Annotated in this window: 24 protein-coding genes; 10 read left to right on the top strand and 14 right to left on the bottom strand. The window is 62.5% G+C overall.

What is annotated here, in order from left to right; translation table 11 throughout:
* Positions 1-3 precede the first annotated feature (3 nt).
* The 10 genes from IB267_RS08075 to IB267_RS08030 all read right to left on the bottom strand — a co-directional run bounded on the left by IB267_RS08075 (position 4) and on the right by IB267_RS08030 (position 10,535).
* Positions 4-708, bottom strand: a complete 705-nt coding sequence (locus IB267_RS08075; RefSeq protein WP_192447120.1) for a cytochrome c oxidase subunit 3 — start codon at positions 706-708, stop codon at positions 4-6.
* Entirely contained in the window at positions 705-2,483 is a 1,779-nt protein-coding gene (gene ctaD, locus IB267_RS08070) for a cytochrome c oxidase subunit I (protein ID WP_192447119.1), read from the bottom strand. Before ctaD ends, IB267_RS08075 begins: the two co-directional genes overlap by 4 nt.
* Before the next feature lie 153 nt (positions 2,484-2,636).
* Complete coding sequence (locus IB267_RS08065) at positions 2,637-3,485, bottom strand: cytochrome c oxidase subunit II (RefSeq protein WP_192447118.1); 849 nt, start codon at positions 3,483-3,485, stop codon at positions 2,637-2,639.
* Between the two features lie 243 nt (positions 3,486-3,728).
* On the bottom strand, positions 3,729-4,115 hold the full coding sequence (locus tag IB267_RS08060) for a cytochrome c family protein (RefSeq protein WP_043611241.1): 387 nt from the start codon (positions 4,113-4,115) through the stop codon (positions 3,729-3,731).
* A 205-nt stretch (positions 4,116-4,320) separates the two neighbouring features.
* Positions 4,321-5,388 carry an ABC transporter ATP-binding protein gene (locus IB267_RS08055; RefSeq protein WP_192447117.1) on the bottom strand — a complete coding sequence of 356 codons (1,068 nt, stop codon included), beginning with the start codon at positions 5,386-5,388 and terminating at the stop codon, positions 4,321-4,323.
* Between the two features lie 11 nt (positions 5,389-5,399).
* Positions 5,400-6,233 (bottom strand): carbohydrate ABC transporter permease, encoded by an 834-nt coding sequence (locus tag IB267_RS08050; protein ID WP_192447116.1) that lies wholly within the window; start codon positions 6,231-6,233, stop codon positions 5,400-5,402.
* 4 nt (positions 6,234-6,237) lie between these two features.
* Positions 6,238-7,173, bottom strand: a complete 936-nt coding sequence (locus tag IB267_RS08045; RefSeq protein WP_192447115.1) for a carbohydrate ABC transporter permease — start codon at positions 7,171-7,173, stop codon at positions 6,238-6,240.
* 143 nt (positions 7,174-7,316) lie between these two features.
* Positions 7,317-8,579, bottom strand: coding sequence for a sugar ABC transporter substrate-binding protein (locus IB267_RS08040; protein WP_192447114.1), 1,263 nt, complete (start codon positions 8,577-8,579; stop codon positions 7,317-7,319).
* A 70-nt stretch (positions 8,580-8,649) separates the two neighbouring features.
* Positions 8,650-9,822: a PLP-dependent transferase gene (locus IB267_RS08035; protein ID WP_192447113.1), complete on the bottom strand. Its 1,173-nt coding sequence runs from the start codon at positions 9,820-9,822 to the stop codon at positions 8,650-8,652.
* A complete protein-coding gene (locus IB267_RS08030; RefSeq protein WP_192447112.1) occupies positions 9,819-10,535 on the bottom strand; it encodes a FadR/GntR family transcriptional regulator in 717 nt (238 codons plus the stop codon). The genes IB267_RS08035 and IB267_RS08030 overlap by 4 nt, the downstream gene beginning before the upstream one ends.
* A 146-nt stretch (positions 10,536-10,681) precedes the next feature.
* On the opposite strand from IB267_RS08030, the gene IB267_RS08025 reads away from it, so the two are divergent.
* Positions 10,682-10,933, top strand: a complete 252-nt coding sequence (locus IB267_RS08025) for a hypothetical protein (protein ID WP_192447111.1) — start codon at positions 10,682-10,684, stop codon at positions 10,931-10,933.
* A gap of 53 nt (positions 10,934-10,986) precedes the next feature.
* Here IB267_RS08025 and IB267_RS08020 read toward each other — a convergent pair whose 3' ends face one another.
* Together IB267_RS08020 and IB267_RS08015 are read right to left on the bottom strand one after the other, a co-directional pair.
* A complete protein-coding gene (locus IB267_RS08020) occupies positions 10,987-12,090 on the bottom strand; it encodes a Xaa-Pro peptidase family protein (protein WP_192447110.1) in 1,104 nt (367 codons plus the stop codon).
* Between the two features lie 317 nt (positions 12,091-12,407).
* Complete coding sequence (locus tag IB267_RS08015) at positions 12,408-13,100, bottom strand: GntR family transcriptional regulator (protein ID WP_043611256.1); 693 nt, start codon at positions 13,098-13,100, stop codon at positions 12,408-12,410.
* Positions 13,101-13,282: 182 nt separating this feature from the next.
* Here IB267_RS08015 and IB267_RS08010 point away from each other — a divergent pair, with 182 nt between their 5' ends.
* The 4 genes from IB267_RS08010 to IB267_RS07995 all read left to right on the top strand — a co-directional run bounded on the left by IB267_RS08010 (position 13,283) and on the right by IB267_RS07995 (position 17,465).
* Positions 13,283-14,650, top strand: coding sequence for a glutamine synthetase family protein (locus tag IB267_RS08010; RefSeq protein ID WP_192447109.1), 1,368 nt, complete (start codon positions 13,283-13,285; stop codon positions 14,648-14,650).
* Complete coding sequence (locus IB267_RS08005) at positions 14,647-15,960, top strand: FAD-binding oxidoreductase (RefSeq protein ID WP_192447219.1); 1,314 nt, start codon at positions 14,647-14,649, stop codon at positions 15,958-15,960. The genes IB267_RS08010 and IB267_RS08005 overlap by 4 nt, the downstream gene beginning before the upstream one ends.
* A 301-nt stretch (positions 15,961-16,261) precedes the next feature.
* Positions 16,262-17,176 (top strand): transglutaminase family protein, encoded by a 915-nt coding sequence (locus tag IB267_RS08000; RefSeq protein ID WP_192447108.1) that lies wholly within the window; start codon positions 16,262-16,264, stop codon positions 17,174-17,176.
* Between the two features lie 139 nt (positions 17,177-17,315).
* Positions 17,316-17,465, top strand: a complete 150-nt coding sequence (locus IB267_RS07995; RefSeq protein ID WP_192447107.1) for a hypothetical protein — start codon at positions 17,316-17,318, stop codon at positions 17,463-17,465.
* An 11-nt stretch (positions 17,466-17,476) separates the two neighbouring features.
* Here the strand turns inward: IB267_RS07995 and IB267_RS07990 are convergent, their stop codons facing one another.
* Together IB267_RS07990 and IB267_RS07985 are read right to left on the bottom strand one after the other, a co-directional pair.
* The gene (locus IB267_RS07990; RefSeq protein ID WP_192447106.1) at positions 17,477-17,869 is read right to left on the bottom strand and encodes a nuclear transport factor 2 family protein; all 393 of its coding nucleotides are present in this window, start codon (positions 17,867-17,869) and stop codon (positions 17,477-17,479) included.
* Between the two features lie 54 nt (positions 17,870-17,923).
* The gene (locus IB267_RS07985) at positions 17,924-18,541 is read right to left on the bottom strand and encodes a TetR/AcrR family transcriptional regulator (protein ID WP_192447105.1); all 618 of its coding nucleotides are present in this window, start codon (positions 18,539-18,541) and stop codon (positions 17,924-17,926) included.
* Between the two features lie 118 nt (positions 18,542-18,659).
* Here IB267_RS07985 and IB267_RS07980 point away from each other — a divergent pair, with 118 nt between their 5' ends.
* The 5 genes from IB267_RS07980 to IB267_RS07960 all read left to right on the top strand — a co-directional run bounded on the left by IB267_RS07980 (position 18,660) and on the right by IB267_RS07960 (position 23,341).
* Entirely contained in the window at positions 18,660-19,754 is a 1,095-nt protein-coding gene (locus tag IB267_RS07980; RefSeq protein WP_371742521.1) for a PotD/PotF family extracellular solute-binding protein, read from the top strand.
* 75 nt (positions 19,755-19,829) lie between these two features.
* Positions 19,830-20,711 carry an ABC transporter permease gene (locus tag IB267_RS07975; RefSeq protein WP_192447103.1) on the top strand — a complete coding sequence of 294 codons (882 nt, stop codon included), beginning with the start codon at positions 19,830-19,832 and terminating at the stop codon, positions 20,709-20,711.
* 2 nt (positions 20,712-20,713) lie between these two features.
* Positions 20,714-21,505, top strand: coding sequence for an ABC transporter permease (locus tag IB267_RS07970; protein ID WP_192447102.1), 792 nt, complete (start codon positions 20,714-20,716; stop codon positions 21,503-21,505).
* Positions 21,502-22,602: an ABC transporter ATP-binding protein gene (locus IB267_RS07965; protein WP_192447101.1), complete on the top strand. Its 1,101-nt coding sequence runs from the start codon at positions 21,502-21,504 to the stop codon at positions 22,600-22,602. The genes IB267_RS07970 and IB267_RS07965 overlap by 4 nt, the downstream gene beginning before the upstream one ends.
* Before the next feature lie 4 nt (positions 22,603-22,606).
* A complete protein-coding gene (locus tag IB267_RS07960) occupies positions 22,607-23,341 on the top strand; it encodes an MBL fold metallo-hydrolase (protein WP_192447100.1) in 735 nt (244 codons plus the stop codon).
* Positions 23,342-23,350: the final 9 nt, after the last annotated feature.

Here is a 23,350-nt window from a genome sequence, read left to right as displayed (position 1 = left end):
CCTTCAGGTCAAGAGGGATCGGCAGAGCTCGACGAAGTCGTTGGCCCAGCCGGAAAAGAGCGCGTAGAGCACCAGCCATACGGCCAGCATGAAATGCCAGTAGGTGGCGCAGAGCGTGATCGACAGCACGGCCTTTTCGCCCATCGGGCCGGCGCGCGTCTTGACGATGACCCGGGTCAGGGCGAACAGGCCGCCGAGAATGTGCAGGCCATGCATGCCCGAGATCATGTAGAAGAAGCTGTTGGCCGGATTGTCGGCGAGCAGGAAGCCGGCGTCCGTAAGTTCGCGCCAGGCAAAGACCTGGCCGGCGAGGAAGGCGAGACCGGCGGCAAGCGCTGCGATCATCGCCGTGCGGCTCGCCTCGTCACGATGCTGTTCGGCAGTGACGCGGGCCGCATGCAGGAGCAGGCTGCCGAGTGCGAGGATGGCGGTGTTCAGCCACAGGATCTTCGGCATCGGCGTCGACCACCAGTCGGTGGAGGCCATGCGCATGAAGTAGGCGCTGATGAAGAGGGAGAAGAGCGCTGCGACGACGGCGAGGAAGACGCCGAGACCGATTTTTGCTGGCGGGATCGAGGGCCTGCCGAGTGGGCGCGGGTCGTGGGCGTGGCCGACCTCCAGCCAGGGTTTCGAGAACAGCCGCTGCCGGCTGAGCCACCAGGCGGCGATCGCGAAGATCACCGCCAGGAAGACGAGGGTGACGTTCATGAGGCACCCTCCGGCGCGTGGCCTACCGGACCCGGCTCAGTTTGCGGAATGAAATCTTCCGCGGCTCCCGGCACGCTGTAGTCATAGGGCCAACGGTAGACGACCGGCAGCTCCTTGCCCCAGTTGCCGTGGCGCGGCGGCGTTTCCGGCGTCTGCCATTCGAGCGTCGTTGCCCGCCAGGGATTGCCGCCGGCCTCGCGGCCATGGCGGATGCTCCAGATGAGGTTGAAGAGGAAGACGATCTGGGCGGCACCGACGATCAGCGCCATGATGGTGATGAACTCGTTGAGCGTGTGGGCGGACGCCGGCACGAAGGCGGTCTCGCCCATCTCGTAATAGCGGCGCGGAACGCCGATCAGCCCGAGATAGTGCATCGGGAAGAAGATCAGATAGGCGCCGACGAAGGTGACCCAGAAATGGATCTGCCCCATGGCCTGATTGAGCATGCGGCCGGTGATCTTCGGATACCAGTGATAGATCGCCCCGAAGATCACCATGATCGGCGCGACACCCATGACCATGTGGAAGTGGGCGACGACGAACATCGTGTCGGAGAGCGGCACGTCGACGACGACGTTGCCGAGGAACAGACCGGTCAGCCCGCCATTGACGAAGGTCACGATGAAGGCGAGCGCAAAGAGCATTGGCAACGTCAGGTGTATGTCGCCACGCCAGAGCGTCAGGACCCAATTGTAGACCTTGATCGCCGTCGGCACGGCAATGATCAGCGTGGTCGTTGCGAAGAAGAAACCGAAATAGGGGTTCATGCCGCTGACATACATGTGGTGCGCCCAGACGATGAAGGAGAGCGCGCCGATGATGACGATCGCCCAGACCATCATGCGGTAGCCGAAGATGTTCTTGCGGGCGTGTGTGCTGATGAGATCGGAGACGATGCCGAAGGCGGGAAGCGCCACGATGTAGACCTCCGGATGGCCAAAGAACCAGAAGAGGTGCTGGAACATGATCGGACTGCCGCCGCCATGCTGCAGTTGTTCGCCCATCTCGACGATCGCCGGCATGAAGAAGCTGGTCCCGAGCACCCGGTCGAACAGCATCATGACGCAGGCGACGAAGAGGGCGGGGAAGGCGAGCAGCGCCATCACCGTCGCGGTGAAGATGCCCCAGACGGTGAGCGGCATGCGCATCAGCGTCATGCCGCGCGTGCGACCCTGGAGCACGGTGACCACGTAGTTGAGCCCGCCCATGGTGAAGCCGATGACGAAGAGGATGAGCGAGGACAGCATCAATATGATGCCCCAGTCCTTGCCGCCGGGCGTTCCGGACAGAACCGCCTGGGGCGGATAGAGCGTCCAGCCGGCGCCGGTCGGCCCGCCCGGCGCAAAGAAGCTGACGACGAGCACGAGGACGGCGAGCAGATAGAGCCAGTAGCTCAGCATGTTGGCATAGGGAAAGACCATGTCGCGCGCGCCGAGCATCAGCGGGATCAGGTAGTTGCCGAAGCCGCCGAGAAACAGCGCGGTGAGCAGATAGATCACCATGATCATGCCGTGCATGGTGATGAACTGGTAGTAGCGCTCGGCATCGATGAAGGCGAAGGCGCCGGGAAAGCCGAGCTGCAGTCGCATCAGCCAGGAGAGCACCAGGGCGACCATGCCGATGGCGATGGCGGTGGAGGCATATTGCACGGCGATGATCTTGGCATCCTGGCTGAAGACGTAGCGCGTCCACCAGCTATGGGGATGATAGAGCTCCACGTCCTCCACTTCCGCGGGGCCAATCGGTTCGCCCGTGCCTGACCGGATATCGACCATCTGCGAGAACCTCCCAACACCGGATCATCTCGATCCAACGCCTTGAACCTGCAATTCCGCACGTCCAACAATGGAATTGCGGCTCCTCACGAGCGGGATGCGGGCGGATACCGCGAGCACTTTTCCTCATCCCGCTTGGCCGTCGGGGCGCCTCTATTGCGCCGGGGCGGCATTTAATGCCTGCGCCGTTTCCTTCGTCTGCACTCCTGCTTGTGCCTGCAGCTGCGAGAAGGTTTGCTGCTGCGAAAGCCAGGCCTGATAGTCCTCCGCACTGTCGACGACGACGGTGCCGCGCATCTGCGGGTGACCGACGCCGCAAAGCTCGGCGCAGAGCACCTCGAACGTGCCCGTGCGGGTGGGCGTCAGCCAGAAATAGGTGACCATGCCGGGCACCATGTCCATCTTGGCGCGAAACTCCGGCACGTAGAAATCATGCAGCACATCCACGGAGCGCAGCAGCATCTTGACCGGTTTACCGACTTCCAGATGCAACTCGCCGCCCTCGATGACGACGTCGTCAAGCGCTGCCGGATCGTTGCGGTTGAGACCGAGCGAGTTTTCCGGCGTGATGTCGCGGGTCTCGGATGTCCCGAGCTTGCCGTCGGCGCCGGGGAGCCGGAAGCTCCACAGCCACTGCTGGCCGACGACCTCAACCTGGGCCGCTCCGTCAGGAACGGTCACGAACTGGTGCCAGACGAAAAGGCCGGGGGTGAGCATGGCGGCGACGCCGAGCGTCGTGCCGCCGGCAAGCCACCCTTCGAGCTTGCGGTTTTCCGGTTCATAGGCCGCCCGGTTTCCCGGGCGATGGCGAAAGCGGAGCACGCAATAGGCCATGAAAAGAACCACGGCGACGAAGACGACGCCGGTAATCCAGAAGGTGATGATCAGCGTATTGTCGATGTAACTCCAGTTGGACGCGATCGGTGTCCACCACCACGGGCTCAACAGATGAAACAATACCGATCCGACGGCCAGTAAAACCAGAATAACGACCACGGCCATTTCTGTCCCTCCTCGCCGCTGGCGGCTGTGGGCATGAAGACGCAATCCGTAGATCTCTGCTGCACGTTTTCCTTGGTCGTCGCCGATCCAGGGATGAAAACATGCAGGAATTCAAAGTTCTACAGCGACCTCTCTGCGTCTGGTCAGGCGCGAGGTGCTGTAGATGCAATTATTGCACGAACGTCCAATAGTCGCAATTCGCCGCCTACGTGGCGAGCGGCAGTTGCGTTTCGTCTTTTCAGCCTACTGCGAATACTGCTTGAGATAGGCGAGAAGATTGGAGATGTCCGTGTCGTCCTTCAGCCCGACGAAGGCCATTTTCGTGCCCTTCACCTTGGCCTTGGGATTGTGCAGATAGTCGCGCAACGTCGTCTCGTCCCAGACCAGGCCACCCTTACCGGCATCGACCATAGCCGTGGAGTAGCTGAAGTTGGGATGGGTGCCGGCGGTTCGCCCCAGGACATGGTTGAGTGAGGGTCCGACCTTGTTGGTATCGCTGTCGACGATATGGCATACGGCGCATTTTTTGAAGACCGTGGCTCCGGCCGTGGCATCCCCCTCTTGCGCGAGGGCGGCGAGCGGACAGAGCAAGGTTGTCGAAAAGGCAAGGGCAACAACAAGAATTCGCATGACACTTCCTCAAAATCGCCGGGCGCAGGCAAGGAAGGCTATCGTCAATCTGTCGTTTTGGCGGTGCTTGCTTCTCTTAAGTTGGCGCCACGGCGGTTGATACTTGCGACACCGAAACGGTACGCCTCGTCCTCAGGAAGTCAACCGGCGGCGCCGGCCAGTTCGCCGACGCCGCCTAATTTTTCACCATGGCCGTTGTCGGCAATCAGACGCGATTGCCGTCGGCATCGAAGAAGTGCAGCCGTTCGACGGGCAGGCGCACGGGCAGCGAGCCGGAAACGTTGAGGAACCGGCGGTCGTTGGTAAAGGCCTTGAAGCCGGCACGGCCGAAGGAAAGGTGCAGGATGATGCCGAAGCCGGTCGGCTCGACCAGGTCGACATTGGCCTTCAGCGCATCCGGGCCTTCGACGCCGATCTCCACATGTTCCGGCCGGATGCCGAGCGTCGCCTTGCCGCCGTCGGCGAGCGCAGGATGCGGCTGAGCCGGGATGACGATGCCACCATCTGTTTCGAAGCGGGGAGCGGTGCCGTTTCGGTAGGTGCCCTCGAAGAAGTTCATGCCGGGCGAGCCGATGAAGCCGGCGACGAAGAGATTGGCCGGCCGGTCATAGAGGTCGAGCGGGCTTCCGACCTGCTGCACGAAGCCGCCGTTCATGGCGACGATGCGGTCGGCGAGCGTCATGGCCTCGATCTGGTCGTGGGTGACGTAGATCGAGGTGGCGCCGAGATCCTTGTGCAGCTTCTTGATCTCGGCGCGCATCTGTTCACGCAGGCGAGCGTCGAGGTTCGAGAGCGGCTCGTCGAACAGGAACGCCTTGGGTTCGCGCACGATGGCACGGCCCATGGCGACGCGCTGGCGCTGGCCGCCCGAGAGCGCGCGCGGCCGGCGTTCGAGCAGCGGATCGAGCCCGAGCTTGGCGGCCGCTCCTGAAACGACGCTTGCGATCTTCTCTTTGGCGGTCTTCCGGAGCCTGAGGCTGTAGCTCATGTTCTTGGCGACCGACATATGCGGATAGAGCGCATAGGACTGGAACACCATCGCGATGTCTCGGTCCTTCGGCGCCAGCTCGTTGACGCGCTTGCCGGCAATGCGGATCTCGCCCGAAGTGACGCTCTCAAGCCCGGCGATCATGCGCAGAAGCGTGGACTTGCCGCAGCCGGACGGGCCGACGAGCACGACGAACTCGCCGTCGCCGATCTTGAGATCGACGTCGTGCAGGACCGGGTGGATGCCGTAGGATTTCTGGATATTGGCGATATCGATGGAAGCCATGAGAGCAATCCTCAGCCTTTGACCGCGCCGGCCGTGAGGCCCTGGACGAGATAACGTTGAATGAGCAGGAAGAAGAGGCAGGCGGGGATGAGCGCGAGCACGCCGGCGGCCATCATCTGCCCGAAGTCGACGGAGAACTTCGACACGAAGGACAAAAGTCCAACGGGGAAGGTCGCCTGGTCGTTGCCGGAGATCAGCATCAGCGAGAACAGCAGCTCGCTCCAGGCGGCGGTGAAGACGAAGCCGAGCGTGGCGGCGATGCCGGGCAGCGTCAGCGGCAGGATGATCTGGCGGAAGGCGACGAACTGTGTTGCGCCGTCGATCATCGCCGCCTCCTCAAGATCCTTCGGAATGCCGTCGAAGAACGACTGCATCAGGAAGGTGGCGAAGGGCACGTTGAAGGCGGTGTAGACGATGACGAGGCCGGTCAGGCTGTTGGTCAGACCCATCGGCGAGAGGATCTTGAAGATCGGCGCGACCAGCATCACCAGCGGGAACATCTGCGTCAGAAGCATCAGCGCCACCAGCCAGTATTTGCCGCGGAAATTGAAGCGCGACAGGGCATAGCCCGAGAGCGAGGCAAGAATGGTGACGATGACGGCAGTCGAGCCCGAGACGATCAGGCTGTTCTTGAAGAAGACAGGAAAGGCGCTGTGGCGGAGCACGAAGTCGAAGTGCTCGAGGCTGGCGCGCGACGGCCACATCCGAATGCCTTCGGAGTAGAGCAGGTCGTTCGGCGTGACCGCGACCTTCAACAGCCAATAGAGCGGGAAGAGCGCAAACGCGATATAGGCAAGGATTGCCAGCCGGTGCGCGATGGTGAGGAGAAGCGTTTTGGCGCGCATCGGTTCAATCCTTGCTCAGCAGCCATTGGCGCAGGATGACGATCAGCATCGAATAGGCGAGCAGCAGCGCCAGAAGCACGAGCGCGATCGCCGAGGCGTAACCGAAATCCAGCCGCTTGAAGGCCTGGGTGAAGATATAGCTGGCGACGATCTGGGTGCGGTCGGCCGGTCCGCCATTGGTCATGACGATGATCAGGTCGGCGAAGTTGGAGATCCAGACGGTGCGCAACAGAATGGTGATGGCGATCGTCGGCGCCAGGAAGGGGAGCGTGATCGACAGGAATCGCTGGAGCGGGCCGGCGCCGTCGATGCTTGCGGCCTCATAGAGGTCGCGCGGGATCGCCTGGAGGGCGGCAAGCAGCGTGATGGCGAAGAAGGGTATGCCCCACCAGACATTGGCGACGATCGGCCCCCACATGGCAAGCTGCGGGTCGGACAGGATGTTGTGTGGCTCGCTCATGAGGCCGAGCGCGTAGAACCAGTGCGGCAGGGGACCGACGACCGGATTGAACAGCCAGGCCCAGTTGAGGCCGGCAAGGAAGCTCGGCACGGCCCAGGGCAGAAAGACGAGAGCCTGGGCGAGGCCGCGGCCATAGAAAGGTTTATCGAGCAGCAGGGCCAGAATCAGGCCGAAGACGAACTGGAAGAACACAGAGGCGCCGGTCCACCACAGCGTATTGCGCAGCGCCCGGTAGAAGGCCTGATCCTCGGACAGCGCCCGGAAGTGATCGAGGCCGATATAGGCGCCGGAGAACGGGTTCAAGAGCTGGATATCGCGAAAGGCGTAGGAGACGCCGAGCACCAGCGGCACCAGCATCACGGTGACGATCAGGATCAGCGCCGGCGCGCTATAAAGATAGGGTGCGGCGCCATCGGCGATGCGCTTCTTCAGCGGCGTCCTGCTTGCCGGCAGGCCGCTTTGGCGGGCGACATAGGCCATCGATCGAAATTTCCCCTGTGCGGCCGCCGGTTTTTCGGGCGTGCCTCGATTCTAGGTCGGAGCGGAAAGGGCGGAGTCCGCGCCCATTTTGTTCCGCGCGAGATCAAAAGGCCGGCGGCGGAAAGCCGCCGCCGGCCGAAGGCTTACTTCTTGCTGGCAAGGAACTTCTGCTGCGCCTTGGTCAGGTATTCTGCCCACTGGTTGGCGAGCTGTTCCGGCGTGATGTCGCCGAGCAGGGCTTCCTGGGTCGTCTTGATGGCGAGCGAATCCTTGAAGAAGGCGAATTCCTCGAGGTAGGTCGGCATGACCGTCAGGACGACGTCCTTGTCGGCGAGTTCGTCGAACCAGCCCTTGAACTGAGCGCTGGCATAGAAGGGTTCCTTCTCGGCCGACTTGTGTACCGGCAGCGCACCGGTACGCTTGTTCCACTCGATGTTGCCTTCCGGCCCTTCGAGCGTCTCGATCAGCTTCCAGGAGAGGTCCTTGTTCTGGCTGGCGGACAGCATCGACCAGCCGGCAAAGCCGATGGTGGTAAACGCCTTGCCGCTCGGGCCCTTCGGCATGGTGGTGACGCCGAAGTCTTCCGACTTCATGCGCTCGGCAATGGCGATCAGCGCATCCGGATCCTGGTCGAGGAAGGCGCAGGTGCCGCTGTAGAAGCCGGCGACGATTTCGTTGAAGCCCCAGTTGACGCTGTCCTTCGGTGCCAGCCCCTTCTTGTAGAGGTCGATCACCCAGGTCAGGCCCTTGACCCAGCCTTCGCTGTTCATGGTCGAGGTGCCGTCCTCGTTGAAGAACGTGTTGCTGCCGGCCATCGTCGCGCCGAACATCACCCAGCCGTTGAGGCCACCCGGGCCGCCGCGCAGGCAGTAGCCGGATTTGCCCGGCAGCTTGGAGACGGCTTCGGATGCCTTGACGAAATCGTCCATCGTCTTCGGCGGTTCGCTGACGCCGGCTTCCGAGAGCAGCTTTTTGTTGTAGAACATCGCGCGCAGATAGAAGCCGTAGGGCAGCATGTAGGCGGTATCGTTGATGTCGCGGCCGAGTTCGAGCGCGCGCTCCGTCAGCCCGCCCGTGTGCTCCCACTTGGCGAGGTAGGGCTCAAGGCTTTCGAGCATGCCGTTGTTGGCATAGAGCGACAGCCAGGTGTCGGGCATTTCCATGACGTCAGGCAGTTCGCCGGCCGAAACCATGGTCGCAAACTTCTGGAAGGCTTCGCCCCAGGGAAGCGAGATGATCTCGACCGTCGTGCCGGGGTTGGCGGCCTCGAACTTGGCGACGATCGACTTCAGCGTCTCGGTGCGCTCCGGGCTGGTGATGACTTCGACCAGTTTCAGTTTGGTGTCGGCGAGTGCGCTTCCGGCCATCAGGGTGGCGAGAAGCGTGGCAGTGATCAGTTTTTTCATTTTATGTTCCCTCTTTTCTTCGTTGGTTCTGCTTCAAAGTGGGAGAAGCGGGATCTTGATCCCGCCTCTGTCAGTCAGTCGAAGCGACGGCGAGCGCCGCTTCGAGATCGCTCCAGAGGGCCTCCGTTCCCTCCAGACCGACATGCAGCCGTACCGACCGCGGCGAGATGCCGAAGGCGGCCGCGGAATTCGGCTGGGCTTTCTGCGACAGCACGACTTCGCCCGGCACGATGAGGCTTTCGTGTCCGCCCCAGGAAACGCCGAGCTTGAAGAGTTCGAGATGATCGGCGAAGCGCCGGACATCGACACCCTCGCGGAAGATGAAGGAGAAGAGGCCGGATGTGCCCGAGAGCCCGGGCGGCAGGGTGTTGCCGAGCCCGGGGTGGCAGACTTTTTCAACCAGCGGATGGGCCTGCAGCCGCCGCGCGACTTCAAGCGCCGAGCGTTCGTGCGACTTCATGCGGATCGGCAGGGTGCGCAGGCCACGGATCAGGAGCCAGGCGTCGAAGGGCGAGAGCTTGCCACCGAGATAGGGATAGGCTTCCGAGCGGATGCGGCCGATCAGTTCCTTCGAGCCGGTGACGATGCCGGCGACGACATCAGAGTGACCGCCGAGATACTTGGAAGCCGAGTGGATGACGAGGTCGACGCCGAGCGAGATCGGCTGCTGGAAGATCGGGCTTGCCCAGCTGTTGTCGATCGCGGTGATGATGCCCTGGTCCTTGGCGAGGCGGGCCAGCGACGCGACATCATGGGTGTCCATCACCCAGCTCGTCGGGCTTTCCATGTAGAAGAGCTTGGCGCCGGGAAGCGCCTTGGCGACCGCTTCCTCGTCGCGGCCGTCGACGTAGGTCACCTCGATCTTCATGCGCTTCAGATGCGTGCCGAACAGGCGGAAGGCGTCGGGATAGACATGGTTGACGGCGACGATCCGGTCGCCCGGTTCGACGAAGGAAAGTACGGTCGACGAGATCGCCGACATGCCGCTCGCAAAGCCGATCGCGTCTTCGCCGCCTTCGAGTTTCGCCAGCATCTCCTCGAACATGCGCACGGTCGGGTTGAGGCCGCGGGTGTAGATCGGCCGCACGCGTTCGCCTTTGTAGGAGGCGACCATGTCGTCGTAGTCCTTGAAGGTGAAGAGCGAGGTCTGCACGATCGGCGGCACGACGGCATCGAAGGCGTGGCCTTCGTCATGTGCGACGATCAGCGAGGCGTGGTCGAACGGTTCGAGGCCGTTGGTCATTTGGACATTTCCTTGATGTCTTCCTCGACGATCGCGAGGATTTTCAGCGTTTCTTCGCGCGCCGTCTCAGGGTCCTGAGCGGCGATCGCGTTGAAGAGGGTGCGGTGGAACGGGAAGGAGCGACGGGCGAAGTCCGTTCGGTCGAAAGGATGGTCCCAGAAGCGCTCGAAGGCCTCGCGCATCTGTTCGAGCAGTTGGCGAAACAGCGGATTGTGGGTGGCGTCGTAGATCGCCAGGTGAAAGGCGAGGTCTTCCGGCCCCGACGTACCCTTGGCGATATGCACGCGCTCCATCTCGTTGAGCTTGATTTCGATGATCTTCAGGTCGTCTTCAGTGCGCCGGCGCGCGGCGACCATGTTGGCCTCGACCTCGATGCCGCGGCGCACTTCGAGCGTCATCAACAGCACGTCACGCAGATGCGCGGCGTCGAGCGTGAGCGGCATATGGACGGTGGCGCCGGAGATCGTGCGCAAGAGATAGGTGCCGCTGCCCTTGCGTGCCTCGACGACGCCGAGTGCCTGGAAGTGGCGGATGACTTCGCGGATGGTCGAGCGGCCGACGGCCAGCGCCGTCATCAGTTCGCGCTCGGCCGGCAGGCGCTCGCCGGGTTTGAGGCCCGATTGTTCGATGTAGTCAGCCAACGCGGCAATCACCTGCTGGGCCCGGTCGGCCGGGGGCAGGGGCACCAGTGCCGCTCTTGCCGGTTCATTCATTCGGCTCCCTCCCCAGAGGCCAAATTGGTCTGACATCTCACCAATATGATCAAGCTGGTTGGGGTCGTCAAGCAAGAACTGATAGACGCACAGCGGTTGACCCCGCCCGCCTCAGGCGTAGACAAGGGAGGCAAGGAGCTCTGGTGATGATGAAATCGGAATATCAGTTTGTGGTCGCAGCCGTGCTCGGCGCATTCTTCGTCATGGCGACGGCTGCGGGGGATGCCGAGGCGCAGATGCGGACGCGGAAGGGCGAGTATTACGAGGGGATCCAGCGCAAGCCCTATGGTTATTACTGGATCTGGCCGCCGGTCGAGCAGCAGCAGCCCGTCTACAAGAAGCAACCTGGCAAGAAGGGGAGCGAGCCGGCGAAGCCGCGCAAGCGGCCGGTTCAATAGCCGTAAGGCTCGGCGGCAGAGAGAAGCAGCGCCCTGGGGCGCCGCAACTTTGATCAGACCTTCGCGACGTGAACGTCGCGGGGAAGCGAGGAAAGAACCTCCGGCCCATCCTCGCGCAGGATGACGATATCCTCGAGGCGGATGCCGAAGCGACCGGGCAGATAGATGCCGGGCTCGATGGAGAAGACCATTCCTTCTTCCAGCACGGTTTCCGAGGTCGCGGTGATGTAGGGCGGCTCGTGGCCGTCGATGCCCATGCCGTGGCCGGTGCGGTGGACGAAGTACTCGCCGTAGCCGGCGTCCGAGATCACTTTACGGGCGGCAGCATCGACCTCTTTGGCGAGAACGCCCGGGCGAGCCGCCTTCAGGGCCGCCTGGACGGCTCTTTCGACGATCGTGTGGATCTGCCCGTAGCCTTCGGGCGCGCGGCCGACGATCGCCATGCGGGTAATGTCGCTCGGGAAGCCCTGTTTGCGGCCGCCGATGTCGATGACGACGGCGTCGCCTTCCTCGATCACCCGTTCGCTCGCCGAATGATGCGGGAAGGCGCCATTGCCGCCGGCGCCGACGATCCAGAAGGCGGGTGCAGCACCTTCCGAGGCGAAGTGCGCGCGGATGTCGGCGGCCAGTTCCTTCTCCGTCATGCCCGGACGGATCTTGGAAAACGCCGCCTGCATGGCGCGGTCGGCGATGCCGGCGTTCATCTTCAGAAGCGCGTATTCGCTCTTGTCCTTGCGCATGCGCAGCGCGCCGAGCGTTGCCGGGGTGAATTCGCGGGCGGTATCGGCGGGCAGCGCATCGATCAGCAGCAGCGCGAAATCGGCGCGCATGGTTTCGTCGAGCACGACGCGGCCGGGCTTTGCGGCGCCGACATCGGCAAGCGCTGCGGTCAGGGCGTCGCTCGGGCCAATGTCGTCGGCCCAGTTGTGGAAGGCGATATCGGTGTGCTCGCGCGTGCCTTCGGCATTCAGCGCCGGCATCAGGAACGCTTCCTTTTCCGGGCCGATGAGAAGCAGGCACGGACGTTCGTCGGGATGCGGATGGTAGCCGATCAGCCAATCCATGTGCGATCCCGGGGCCAGCGCGACGAGGCCGACATTGCTTTCGGCCATCGTGCGGCGGAGCGCTGCAAAACGGCTCTTGGTGAGTTCTTTCATGGTGTTTCCAATTCTGGCTTGAGAAAATCAGATGCCGCCAACCGGTCAGGCGGCTGTGGTCGACTGTGATGGGTGAAAGGAGCGCCGGAGAACGGCGCAAAGTCGGCTATGGGGAATGCTTGAGGCCCGCGCCTGTCTTGCGCCGGGATTTGGGTCTTTGGCTCTTCAAGCGGACTCCTCCCCCTCGAATGCACGGACATGAAGCCGGGAAGCTCGCTTCCCGTCACTATGCGTCTGTATTTGCACGACTTTGGTGCCGTGATTGAACGTTGTCAATACGGAATTTTAGTCACACTAAAATTTTGACGGCAGTGATCTCAGGCGGCCAAGCGCAGCAACCGCGCGACCGCCTGCTGGTCGAAGCCGCCGATACCCTCGCGGATGTCGGCAGCGATTGCGTCGGCAGCAGCGTTCTCATCGCGGCGCCTCAGCGCCTCGATCGCCTCGCGGTGGCGGTCGACGACGTAGAGTTCGGTCACGTGTTCCATGGCGATCCCGAGGATCGGGCCGAGCTGCAGCCAGACACTCTCGATCAGCGGCATGGCGACCGCGTCGGGATTGGCCGTGTAGATCATCCGGTGAAACGCCTGGTTGGCGATCAGCGCCGCCACCTTGTCACCCCGACGGATCTCCGTCTCGATGCTGTCGTCGATCGCCATGATCTTCTCGATCTGGCGTTCGGAGAGATGGGCGACGGCCCGGCGGGCGGCATGGCTTTCGAGCGCGATGCGCAACGAGATCAGTTCTTCGAACCGGGCAGGGGTGATGTGCGGTACGACGATGCGACGGTTTTCGAGGAACTGCAGCGCGCCGATCGAGGTGAGTTGTCGCAAGGCCTCGCGCACCGGAGTGGGGCTGCTTTCAAGCGCCTCGGCCAGGCCGCGGATCGTGACGGAAGTGCCGGGTCGGAACGCGCCGACCATGATCGCCTGGCGCAGCCGGTGAAAGGCATAGTCGTGCGTCGTCATGCCATCGGGACGCACCAGCGGCGGTAAGACAAGGGGTTTCAAGTGCGCATGTCCTTTTGCCCGAATTGCGACGGCTTTCTCATCGGCGAGAGCGGCGTTCGCCTGCATACACTTTTCCGCCCCCCGCTCTATGTCAAAAGCCTGATAGCACCGCCGATGCTTGACTCCAATTCCTGAATTATGTCAACTTTCTGAATATGTGATCACAAAAAGAGATTTGCGATATGTCGCTCGACGCGGAAGATCCCAGCGCATTCAAGGCATGGCTCGAGCAGAACGGGCCGATTGAAAGCATCCAGGCGGTTGTCTGCGATCTCAACGGCATCATGCGGGGCAAACGCGTGCCGGTGGAGCAGGCGGGCAAGGTTCTCGGCGGCGGCATCCGCATGCCGCTCTCGATCGTCGGCGTCGATGTGTGGGGCGAGGACATCATCAACAGCGAGCAGGTGTTTGCGAGCGGCGACCGGGACGGCATCTGCGGCGTCACCGGCCGCGGCGCGCTGCCGGTCAACTGGACTTCGCGGCCGAGCGCGCTTGTGCCGCTCTGGCTGCAGCTCGAGGACGGCAAGCCGTTTCTTGCCGATCCGCGCCAGGCCCTGGCAGCGGTCGTGCGGGAATACAAGGAACTCGGCCTTCGCCCCGTCGTCGCGACCGAACTGGAATTCTACCTGATCGATCCGGAGCCCGACAGCGCGGTGCCGCCGATCTCGCCCTATACCGGCAAACGGCTCGATTCCGATGCGATCCTGTCGATCGACGAGCTCGACGACTTCGGCGAGTTCTTCTCCGACGTCTACAAGGAATGCGCCCGGCAGAACGTGCCGGCGGATGCGGCGATCGCCGAAAACGGCATCGGGCAGTTCGAGATCAACCTGCTTCACACGGACGACCCGCTGAAGGCGGCCGACGACGCGATCTTCTTCAAGCGAATCGTCAAGGGCGTGGCGCGCAAGCATGGTCTTGCTGCGACCTTCATGGCCAAGCCCTATGGCACCCGCTCGGGCAACGGCATGCATGTCCATTTCAGCCTGCTCGACGAGGAGGGCAACAACGTCTTCAACGACGGCAGCGACGAGGGATCTCCGATCCTCAAGAATGCCGTTGCCGGTCTCTTGCGCGGCATGGCCGAGACGACGCTGCTCTTTGCGCCGCACTTCAATTCCTACCGGCGGCTGCGGCCCGACACGCATGCGCCGACCGCTGTCTGCTGGGGGTATGAGAACCGCACCTCGGCGATCCGCATTCCCGGCGGTAATCCCTATGCACGCCGCATCGAACATCGGGTCGCCGGCGCGGATGCCAATCCCTATCTCGTCATTGCCGCGATCCTCGGCGCCGCCTTGGTCGGCATCCGCAACAAGTGGAAGCCGCCGGCGCCAGTTTCAGGACGCGCTTATGCAACGGAGAAATTGCCCAAAATTCCCTCCGAATGGGGGCAGGCGGTCGACAGCTTCGAGGCAGGGCCGATTGCCGCCGAAATCTTCGATCCCGTGCTGCGCTCGATGCTGATCGCCTGCAAACGCCAGGAGATCGCAGGCTTTGCCGAGCAGGTCACGGACTACGAATTCAGCGCCTATCTGGAAATCGTCTGATGCTTTCGAAACAGAAATCCTATGCCGGCGACGGCAGCTACCCCACCAGCTATTATGCCGCCTCCCGCAACATCATCCGCACGCCGGTCCGGCTGCAGGGCCGCGTCGAGACCGACGTCTGCGTCGTCGGCGCCGGCTATTCCGGTCTGTCGACGGCGATCCACCTGGCCGAAAAAGGCTACAAGGTCGTCGTCATCGAAGGGGCTCAGGTCGGCTGGGGTGCTTCGGGCCGCAATGGCGGTCAGGTGGTCAACGGCCTCAACGCCAGCTTGTCGACCATCCAGCGCCGCTACGGCGACGATGCGGCGCGTTTCATCGGCGGGCTGGTGCAGGAGGGCGGGAAGATCATCCGTCGTCTCGTCAGCCAGTACCAGATCGAATGCGACCTTAAGCCGGGCAACATCTACGCCGCCTATACGCCGGCGCATATGAAGGAGCTCGAAGCCAAGCAGGCGCTCTGGCGCAAATACGGGATGGACGATCACCAGCTTCTCGACCGTGAGGCGCTCAGCAAGCTCGTCACGTCGGACGCCTATTGCGGCGGCATGCTGGATACCACCGGCGGCCACATGCATCCGCTCAATCTCGTGCTCGGCGAGGCGCGTGCCTTCGAAAGCATCGGCGGCACGATCTACGAACAGTCGCCAGTAACGCGCGTTGATCATGAAGCGGCAAGGCCCACCGTCTATACCGAAGGCGGGCAGGTGTCGGCGCGTATCGTCGTGCTCTGCGGCAATGCCTATCTCGGCGATGCGGTGCCGAAGCTCGTCTCGCGCGTCATGCCGGTCTCGACCCAGATGATCACCACGGCGCCGCTTGGCGAAGAACTCGCCCATTCGCTCATCCCGAGCGACATGTGCGTCGAGGACGTGCGCTACATTCTCGATTATTTCCGGCTCTCCGCCGATAAACGCATGATCTTCGGCGGCGGCACCGTCTACGGCGGTACCGATCCGGCCGACGTTGTCGCCAAGCTCAAGCCCAACCTCGAAAAGGTGTTTCCGCAATTGAAGGGCGTGAAGATCGACTATGCCTGGAGCGGCAACTTCGCGCTCTCCTTCACCCGCGTGCCGCAGATGGGCCGGATCGGCAGCAATACCTATTTCGCCCATGGCTACAGCGGCCATGGCGTCACCGGTTCGCATCTCTTCGGACGCACGCTCGCCGAGGCGATCGACGGCGACACGACGCGCTATGATGTCTTTGAGAAACTGCCCTGGTACCCATTCCCCGGCGGGCGCATGTTCCGCGCGCAATATTCGACGATCGGCTCCTGGTGGTACCAGTTCAAGGACGCCGTCGGGCTATAGAAAGCCCGCGCCGGAACAATCCACTCCCGTTTGCGTTCTCGTCGCACGGAGCGCCGCGTTGCGGTCCGTGGTGGGTTCGTGGACGAAATGTGATTCCGCCCTCGCATCCCGATGCGGTACTATCGTTCTCTAAGGCATCGGCACGCCCCATAGGGGGCTGCCTCCTGCATCTCCGGTATGCGGCCGGCGCCCTTCGGCGAAGCTGTCGTGTGCAAACCGAAACCAAGGCGTGCCCGCAGGGTTCCGCGGGCGGCAACCAGGGGGCTCCTCGCTCCCGATTGATGTCCTGGGGGATTTCGAGATGTTCGTGCGCTTTGGCTATGAAATTGGCATTCGCTGCCCGCAGCCGACCCCGATGATGACCTATCTGTCAGTCGTGCCGGAGCGGCGCTCGACACTGCGCCGGGAACATGGGCCGGTCTCCTCGCCAATCGTCAAGATGGAGCAGATCACCGATCCCCACGGCAATACCTGTTTTCGGATGACGGTGCCGGAAGGCGACTTCAAGCTTTCCTACGATGCCGTGATCGAGGATGACGGCAGGCTCGACGCCACGGACCCGCTGGCGGATGCGGTGCCGGTCGAAAGCCTGCCGGCTTCGTGGCTGCCGTATCTCGCGGCGAGCCGCTACTGCGAGACGGACCGGCTTGGCGCGGTCGCGTGGCGGCTGTTCGGCCACGTGCCGGCAGGGTGGGAGCGGGTACAGGCGATTTGCGACTACGTGCATGAACGCCTCGTCTTCAGCTATGGTTATGCGCAGACCATGCGCACAGCGCTCGAAGCCCATGAAGATCGCGTTGGCGTCAGCCGCGACTATGCTCATCTGGCGATCGCGTTCTGCCGCTGCATGAACATGCCGGCGCGTTACGTGAACGGCTACATGGCCGACATCCCTAGGAGTGAAAATCCGGCGCCGATGGACTTCAATGCCTGGTTCGAGGTCTTCCTCGGCGACAGCTGGCACACCTTCGACGCCAAGAACAACCAGCGGCGGGCAGGGCGCATTGCGGTTGCCCGGGGCCGTGATGCGGCCGATATTCCGCTGATCCAGACCTTCGGCAAACATGAGCTGACGGGTTTCACCGTCTGGACCTGTGTGGAGACCGACAGCGCGCTGACGCGTTCGCACCGAGGCTCGGACGTCTGGCTGCTGACGCCATGGTTCAGCAAGACCTGGTCCAAACATCTCCAGGACCGCGACCGCAACCGGCACTGACGATTGTTTGCGGGGCCGGACCGATTTTTCACGGATCGAGCCATTTCAGAAAAATAATATCTATAAACTCAATCGAGAATATAGGAGAACAAGAGAGAAGGCGGGCAAGAACCTGCGGATGAAACGACGGAGAGACGCGATGAACGCATCGAGGCCGATGATCCAATCCCGATACGCACTTTATGCCTCCGCACCTGCGCGCCGGTCGTTCGTCCATCTGGTCCCGCACGCGATTGCCATCGCCGCAGCCTTTTCCTTCGTCAGCGCCGTCGTCGTTGGTGCTTTCTGACTTTTCTCTTTTCAGCTCTGGCGCGACAGATGCTCGTGCACGGCGATCCAATTGCCTGACGATCCCCGCCGGAAAACGATCGTCTCCCGCTCGTCCGCCCTGGCCGGCTCGCCGTTGAACTCCAGTTCCGTCTCGACGCGATGGGTGAAGACCGCGACATCGCCTACGGCCTGGACGTGCCGCTCACTCGACCGGCAGGCGCGCACGCGAAAACCATCCCGTTCCTCCCATTGTGACCATTCCGCCTCATAGGCCGCGCGGCTTAACAGCGGCCGATCGAGCGTGTGAAAAATGAAGGTGGCGTCAGGCGCGAAGGCTGAAAAATAGGCCTCCCGATCGTGCCTTGCAAAGGCAGACACCAGCCGGTCGGCGGCCTGAAGCACCGCCTGTTCAAGATCGTTCATGATGTTCCCTCTTTGCCCGCAAGCTGATGCGCTCGGGTCGTGTTCTTGTGATGATCAGCGCGTCGTGATGAGTGTTGCAAGCGGTCGGTTCTGGCGAGAAACGCGGGCCTTAAGGTCGTTCAGCGACATCGTCTCGCGCTTGGCGAATTCGGTGAACATCGTATTGAGATTGTGGAAGAGCATCTCTCCGACAGCCTCCGCGTCGACATCGATCGCGACCACGCCCTTGGCCTTCAATCTGAGGATCAGGGTTGAGACCTGATCGCACAGCCTGCGATCGAGCTCTGTATAGCGTTTGCTGAACGGGCTTTCCGGCTGTTGGATGGAGATCGCCATCGCCGTTCGCCACATCTCCTTGCTCAGATAGTAGAGCGAGTGGTCGTAATATTCGCCGATCAGCGCATCCAGCGCGCCCATGACCGATGCCGGCGGGTTGTCGACGATCGCACGCCCGGCGGCGAGCACCTCCTCGACTTCCATCGAGACGGTGGCAAGCAGGATGTCGCCCTTGTTTTCGTAGTAATTGTAGAAGGTTCCGACCGAAATTTCGGCGCGCTCGGCAATGACCTCGATACGCGCGCTGTCGTAGCCCACTTCGCGAAAGAGCGCGCTGGCGGCGTCGAGAATACGCCTGTTTCTGTCGGCTTTTTGCCGTGCGCGCAGTCCCGTCATCCGATGTTTCCCCGAATTATGAATTGGTTCAAAATTGAGATTGACTTAAAAAATGAATTCATTCAATCTTTTTTTGAAGACGCCGAAACGAGCGTCAAAACAAGAGGGCAACAGCATGATGAAGTCAGTTCGTGACGGTGCGCCCCTGCGCCGTTTTTTCTCCTCCACGGCCGCAATCGCGATCGCCGCTCTGTCGACGGTCGCAGCCCCCGCGCCGGTCTTTGCCCAGGAAGAGCTCAATGCGCTCGTCTGGTGCGACCACACCGATCCGGCGCTTCTCGAACCGTTCGAGAAGGCCAACGACGTCAAGGTCAACGTCAAGGTCTATGAGGGCACCGGGGCAGGGCTCTCGATCCTCGACCAGTCGCAGCCGGGCGACTGGGACGTGCTCGTGATCGACGGTGTCGATGTGCATCGCGCCATCGATCTCGATCTGCTCGCCGAAATGCCGGCTGATGCGCTGCCGACCGCGGATATCTTCCCGGAAGTGCGCATGGAGGCGAACAACATGAAGGACGGCAAGACCTACGCCGTCACCGAGAAGTTCGGCTACAACACGATTTCCTACGACAAGACCAAGGTCGACCCGAAGGACATGCAGGACCTGTCGATCATCTGGTCGGACAAGTACAAGGGTCGCATCGCGCTCTACGACTACTACCTGCCGATGATCGGTCTCGTCGGGCTTGGCCTCGGCAAGAAGACTGCCGATCTGAGCGACGCGGACATGCCGGCGATCAAGGAGAAGCTCGCAGCGATGCGCGCGGTTTCCAAGCAGGTGAGCGACGTCGTCTCCTCGCAGACCGCACTTGCGACCGGCGAAGTCGATATCCTCGTCGGTGGCGGCGAATGGATCACCGCAGTTCTTTCGGCCGACAAGCCGAGTCTCGACTGGACCATCCCCGAACAGGGTGCGGTGCGCTGGGCGCAGTCGATCGGCGTGATGAAGGATTCGACCAAGCAGGATCTGGCGCTGAAGTTCGTTCAGTACATCGTCAGCCCCGAGGGCCAGGCGCGGCTTGCGACGTCCTCCTGCTACTGGGCGATGCCGGCCAATGCCAAGGCAGGCGAGCATCTGACCGACAAGCAGAAGGCAGCACTTCGCTTCGACCAGCAGGCCGAATACCTGAAGAAGACGCAGCTCTATCCGATCCCCTCGGCCGAACTCGACCACAAGTTCCAGGATGCCTGGACGGAGATGCTGCAGCAGTAACGACAACAGCGGGCGCGTCGTGTCGCGCTTGCCATTTTTCTTTGCTCGCCCGAAATCCTTAGATCTGGGACGGTAATGGCAGACACCGCTTTGACATCAGCGACAGCGCTTGAAGACGCCGACCGCCGAAAGGCCTGGGGCTTCGTTGCTCCAGCGCTGTTGTGGACCGTCGCCTTCTTCGTCGTGCCCTTCGCCTTCATGGCGGCGATGAGCCTCTGGAGGCGCGAGGGGCGGGACATCGTCCATGCCTGGAACTTCGACAACTACATCCGCTTCTTCTCCGAGAACGCCCTGTTCCGAGGGCTCGTCAACTCGCTTGAGATCACGGTCATCGTCACGGTAATCTCGGTGCTGCTTGCCTATCCGCTCGCCTGGATCATCGCCGAGCGCGTGCCGAAGCGGCTGCAGCGCATGGCGCTGATCCTGGCGATCCTGCCGTTCTGGACCTCCTACGTGGTGCGCTCCTATTCCTGGCTACTGGTCTTGTCGAAGAACGGCGTGATCAACCAGATGTTCATGAGCATCGGCCTGATCTCCGAGCCGCTGGAGCTGGCGAGCACGCGCACGGCGACGGTGATCGGCTTCGTGCATTTCTTCGTCATGCTCCTGACGTTGACGATCTATTCCAACCTGATCCAGCTGTCGCCGAACTACCGCCGCGCCGCAGCGGACCTTGGCGCCAATGCCTTCCAGACCTTCTGGCATGTGGTACTGCCCTTGACGCTGCCCGGTATCATGACCGGCGCATTCCTCACCTTCGTGCTCTGCATCGGTGACTACGTCACGCCGCAGATCCTTGGCGGCAACAACGAGCTGGTGCTGCCGCAGATTATCATGCTGCAGCTCGGACGCCGGGCGGATTTCCCGATGGCGGCGGCGCTGTCGATCGTCCTGATGCTGGCCGTCACCGTCGCCTATCTCGCCTGCGCCCGCTGGCTGAAGATCGAGAGGGCCTGACGATGCTGCGCCGGATCTTTGCAAGCGTGCTCTCCTGGACCTATCTCGTCCTCGTCTACGCCTTCATTTTCCTGCCGGTTGCCGTGCTGGTGCTGTTTTCCTTCCAGAACGGCCGCCTCCCGGTGCCGCCGTTCAACGGCTTTTCGCTGCAATGGTACGGGGCTGTTTTCGCCGACCGCAAGCTGATGGCGGCGCTCGGCAATTCGATGGTGGTGGCGCTCGTCTCCTCGGTCGTCTCCGTGCTGCTCGGCTTTCTCGCGGCTTACGCGCTTGCGCGCTACAAGCTGCCGGGCTCGGCCCTGCAACGGGGCCTGCTCATCGCACCGATGACGGTCAGCTACCTGATCATCGCGCTCGGTCTGCTTTCGCTGATGAACGCGCTGCACATTCCGCTGTCGCTGATGACCGTCGGCATCGGTCATGTGGTGATCAACCTGCCGCTCTGCTTTGCCATCATCTACGCCTCCATGGGCGATCACCAGATCAATATCGAGCGGGCGGCGCGTGACCTCGGCGCCAATGATTTCAAGGTGATGGCGCTGGTAACGGCGCCGATGCTGATGCCCTCGATCCTCGCCGCCTTCTTCCTCTCGACCACCTTCAGCTGGGACGAGTTCATCATCGCCTTCTTGCTGTCGCGCTTCGACGTGACGCTGCCGGTCGAGATCTGGAGCCTGCTGCGCTCCGGCCTCAACCCCAAGACCAATGCCCTCGGCTCGCTGGTGTTTCTCGCCTCCGTCGCCGTGCTTCTCATTCTTGAGCTTTCCCTGTTCGGAAGGACGAAAAAACAATGACCGCTTCCGTCTCGATCGAAAACGTCAGCAAGATCTTCGGCGCCTTCACGGCGCTGGACAACGTGTCGCTGGATATCCGCGCCGGCGAATTCATCGTGCTGCTCGGGCCTTCGGGTTGCGGCAAGACCACGCTGCTCTCGATCCTCGGCGGCTTTCAGTCGCCGAGTGCCGGCCGCGTGACCATCGCCGGCCAGGACATGACCTATGTGGCGCCGGCGAAGCGCCCGACGACAACGATGTTCCAGGACTATGCGCTGTTTCCGCATATGCGCCTGGTCGACAATGTCGGCTTTGGGCTCCGGATGCGCGGTCTTGCCAAGGCCGAGCGTGACAAGAAGGCGCTGGGTTTCCTTGATCTGGTCGGGCTAAAGGCCTCTGCCGGGAAGCGTCCGCACGAATTATCCGGCGGCCAGCGCCAGCGCGTGGCGCTCGCCCGGGCGCTTGCTGTCGATCCTGATGTGCTTCTGCTCGACGAGCCGCTCGGCGCGCTCGACCTAAAGCTCCGTCGCCAGATGCAGGACGAGTTGAAGGCGATCCAGAAGCGGGTCGGCACCACATTCGTGCATGTCACCCACGACCAGGAGGAGGCGATGGCGATCGCCGACCGAATCGTGGTGATGAACCAGGGGCGGATCGAGGATTTCGGCCCGCCATCGGAAATCTATATGCGCCCGCGCTCGCTGTTTTCGGCGGGCTTCATGGGCGAGGTCAATTTCGTTTCGGGCCGTGTGGCTGCGGCCGATGCCAGCTCCGCCCATGTCGAAACGCCGCTCGGCAGCCTGGCGCTGCCGGCCGGCAATTTCACCGCTTCGTCGCCGAAGGCCGGCGACCGCATCACCCTGACGATCCGGCCGGAACATTTCCGCGCCGACGACAAGGCAGAGGGACCGACAGTGGCGCTCGGCGAAGCGCGCGTCGCTGGCAGCGCCTTCTTCGGCACGCATTACCGCTGCCACCTGCAGCCTTGCGCGGCCGATACGAGAGCACTGGTTGCGCATCTGCCGCAATCGGCAAGCGTGCGCGAAGGCGAGATTGTGCCGCTTGCCGTGCGCGCCGCCGACGTCGTAGCCTTGCCCGCCACAGGTGGACACGCGTAGCACGATGCAGAGAATTTCCGCTGAGAACTGGTACCGGGTGAGACGGCTCGACGACGACGTGACCGCCATCGACGAGCCCTATATCCAGGAATTCTACCGCTGCAACATCTGGCATGTGCGCGGCCGCGACCGTGACATGCTCGTCGATAGCGGCATGGGCGTCGTGTCGCTCCGGCAGTGGGTGCCGCTCGTCACCGAACGCGCCTTGGATGCCGTCGCCAGCCACACCCATTTCGACCATATCGGCTGCCATCACGAGTTCGACTGCCGTTGTGTGCACTCCGCTGAAGCCGATCTTCTGGCGCATCCCACCCGCAAGAACACGCTCGCCGACCCCTATGTGGCCGACGAGATCTTCGATGCGCTGCCACCCGAGCCCTATCTCTCTACCACCTACGCGGTGAAGGCGGCGCCGGCGACGCGGCTGCTCGAAGACGGCGACCATATCGATCTCGGTGACCGGGTCTTCGAGGTGATCCATACACCCGGCCATTCGCCCGGCGGTATCGCGCTCTATGAGGCGAAGACCGGTATCATGTTCTCGGGCGACATTCTCTATGACGGTCCGCTGATCGAGGACACCTATCATTCCAATGCCGACGACTACTTGGCGTCGATGGAACGGCTGCTGAAGATACCCGCGCGTATCGTTCACGGCGGACATTTTCCGAGCTTTTCCGGCGAGCGCTACCGCATGCTGATCCGGAACTGGCTTGCTGAAAAACAAAAGACAAACTGACGGGAAGGA

The sequence above is a fragment of the Ensifer sp. ENS09 genome, assembly GCF_014852425.1.
GTDB lineage: Bacteria > Pseudomonadota > Alphaproteobacteria > Rhizobiales > Rhizobiaceae > Ensifer.
This window is presented reverse-complemented; position numbering and strand designations above follow the sequence as displayed.

Excerpts from the sequence above, each read along its gene's own strand:
- IB267_RS08040 (WP_192447114.1), bottom strand. The coding sequence starts at position 8,579 with ATGAAAAAACTGATCACTGCCACGCTTCTCGCCACCCTGATGGCCGGA.
- IB267_RS08050 (WP_192447116.1), bottom strand. The coding sequence starts at position 6,233 with ATGCGCGCCAAAACGCTTCTCCTCACCATCGCGCACCGGCTGGCAATC.
- IB267_RS07975 (WP_192447103.1), top strand. The coding sequence starts at position 19,830 with ATGGCAGACACCGCTTTGACATCAGCGACAGCGCTTGAAGACGCCGAC.
- IB267_RS08055 (WP_192447117.1), bottom strand. The coding sequence starts at position 5,388 with ATGGCTTCCATCGATATCGCCAATATCCAGAAATCCTACGGCATCCAC.
- IB267_RS07960 (WP_192447100.1), top strand. The coding sequence starts at position 22,607 with ATGCAGAGAATTTCCGCTGAGAACTGGTACCGGGTGAGACGGCTCGAC.
- IB267_RS08065 (WP_192447118.1), bottom strand. The coding sequence starts at position 3,485 with ATGGCCGTGGTCGTTATTCTGGTTTTACTGGCCGTCGGATCGGTATTG.
- IB267_RS07970 (WP_192447102.1), top strand. The coding sequence starts at position 20,714 with ATGCTGCGCCGGATCTTTGCAAGCGTGCTCTCCTGGACCTATCTCGTC.
- IB267_RS08045 (WP_192447115.1), bottom strand. The coding sequence starts at position 7,173 with ATGGCCTATGTCGCCCGCCAAAGCGGCCTGCCGGCAAGCAGGACGCCG.
- IB267_RS08075 (WP_192447120.1), bottom strand. The coding sequence starts at position 708 with ATGAACGTCACCCTCGTCTTCCTGGCGGTGATCTTCGCGATCGCCGCC.
- IB267_RS08060 (WP_043611241.1), bottom strand. The coding sequence starts at position 4,115 with ATGCGAATTCTTGTTGTTGCCCTTGCCTTTTCGACAACCTTGCTCTGT.
- IB267_RS07965 (WP_192447101.1), top strand. The coding sequence starts at position 21,502 with ATGACCGCTTCCGTCTCGATCGAAAACGTCAGCAAGATCTTCGGCGCC.
- IB267_RS08020 (WP_192447110.1), bottom strand. The coding sequence starts at position 12,090 with ATGAAAGAACTCACCAAGAGCCGTTTTGCAGCGCTCCGCCGCACGATG.
- IB267_RS08010 (WP_192447109.1), top strand. The coding sequence starts at position 13,283 with ATGTCGCTCGACGCGGAAGATCCCAGCGCATTCAAGGCATGGCTCGAG.
- IB267_RS07995 (WP_192447107.1), top strand. The coding sequence starts at position 17,316 with ATGAACGCATCGAGGCCGATGATCCAATCCCGATACGCACTTTATGCC.
- ctaD (WP_192447119.1), bottom strand. The coding sequence starts at position 2,483 with ATGGTCGATATCCGGTCAGGCACGGGCGAACCGATTGGCCCCGCGGAA.
- IB267_RS08035 (WP_192447113.1), bottom strand. The coding sequence starts at position 9,822 with ATGACCAACGGCCTCGAACCGTTCGACCACGCCTCGCTGATCGTCGCA.
- IB267_RS07985 (WP_192447105.1), bottom strand. The coding sequence starts at position 18,541 with ATGACGGGACTGCGCGCACGGCAAAAAGCCGACAGAAACAGGCGTATT.
- IB267_RS08000 (WP_192447108.1), top strand. The coding sequence starts at position 16,262 with ATGTTCGTGCGCTTTGGCTATGAAATTGGCATTCGCTGCCCGCAGCCG.
- IB267_RS08025 (WP_192447111.1), top strand. The coding sequence starts at position 10,682 with ATGATGAAATCGGAATATCAGTTTGTGGTCGCAGCCGTGCTCGGCGCA.
- IB267_RS07980 (WP_371742521.1), top strand. The coding sequence starts at position 18,660 with ATGAAGTCAGTTCGTGACGGTGCGCCCCTGCGCCGTTTTTTCTCCTCC.
- IB267_RS07990 (WP_192447106.1), bottom strand. The coding sequence starts at position 17,869 with ATGAACGATCTTGAACAGGCGGTGCTTCAGGCCGCCGACCGGCTGGTG.
- IB267_RS08030 (WP_192447112.1), bottom strand. The coding sequence starts at position 10,535 with ATGAATGAACCGGCAAGAGCGGCACTGGTGCCCCTGCCCCCGGCCGAC.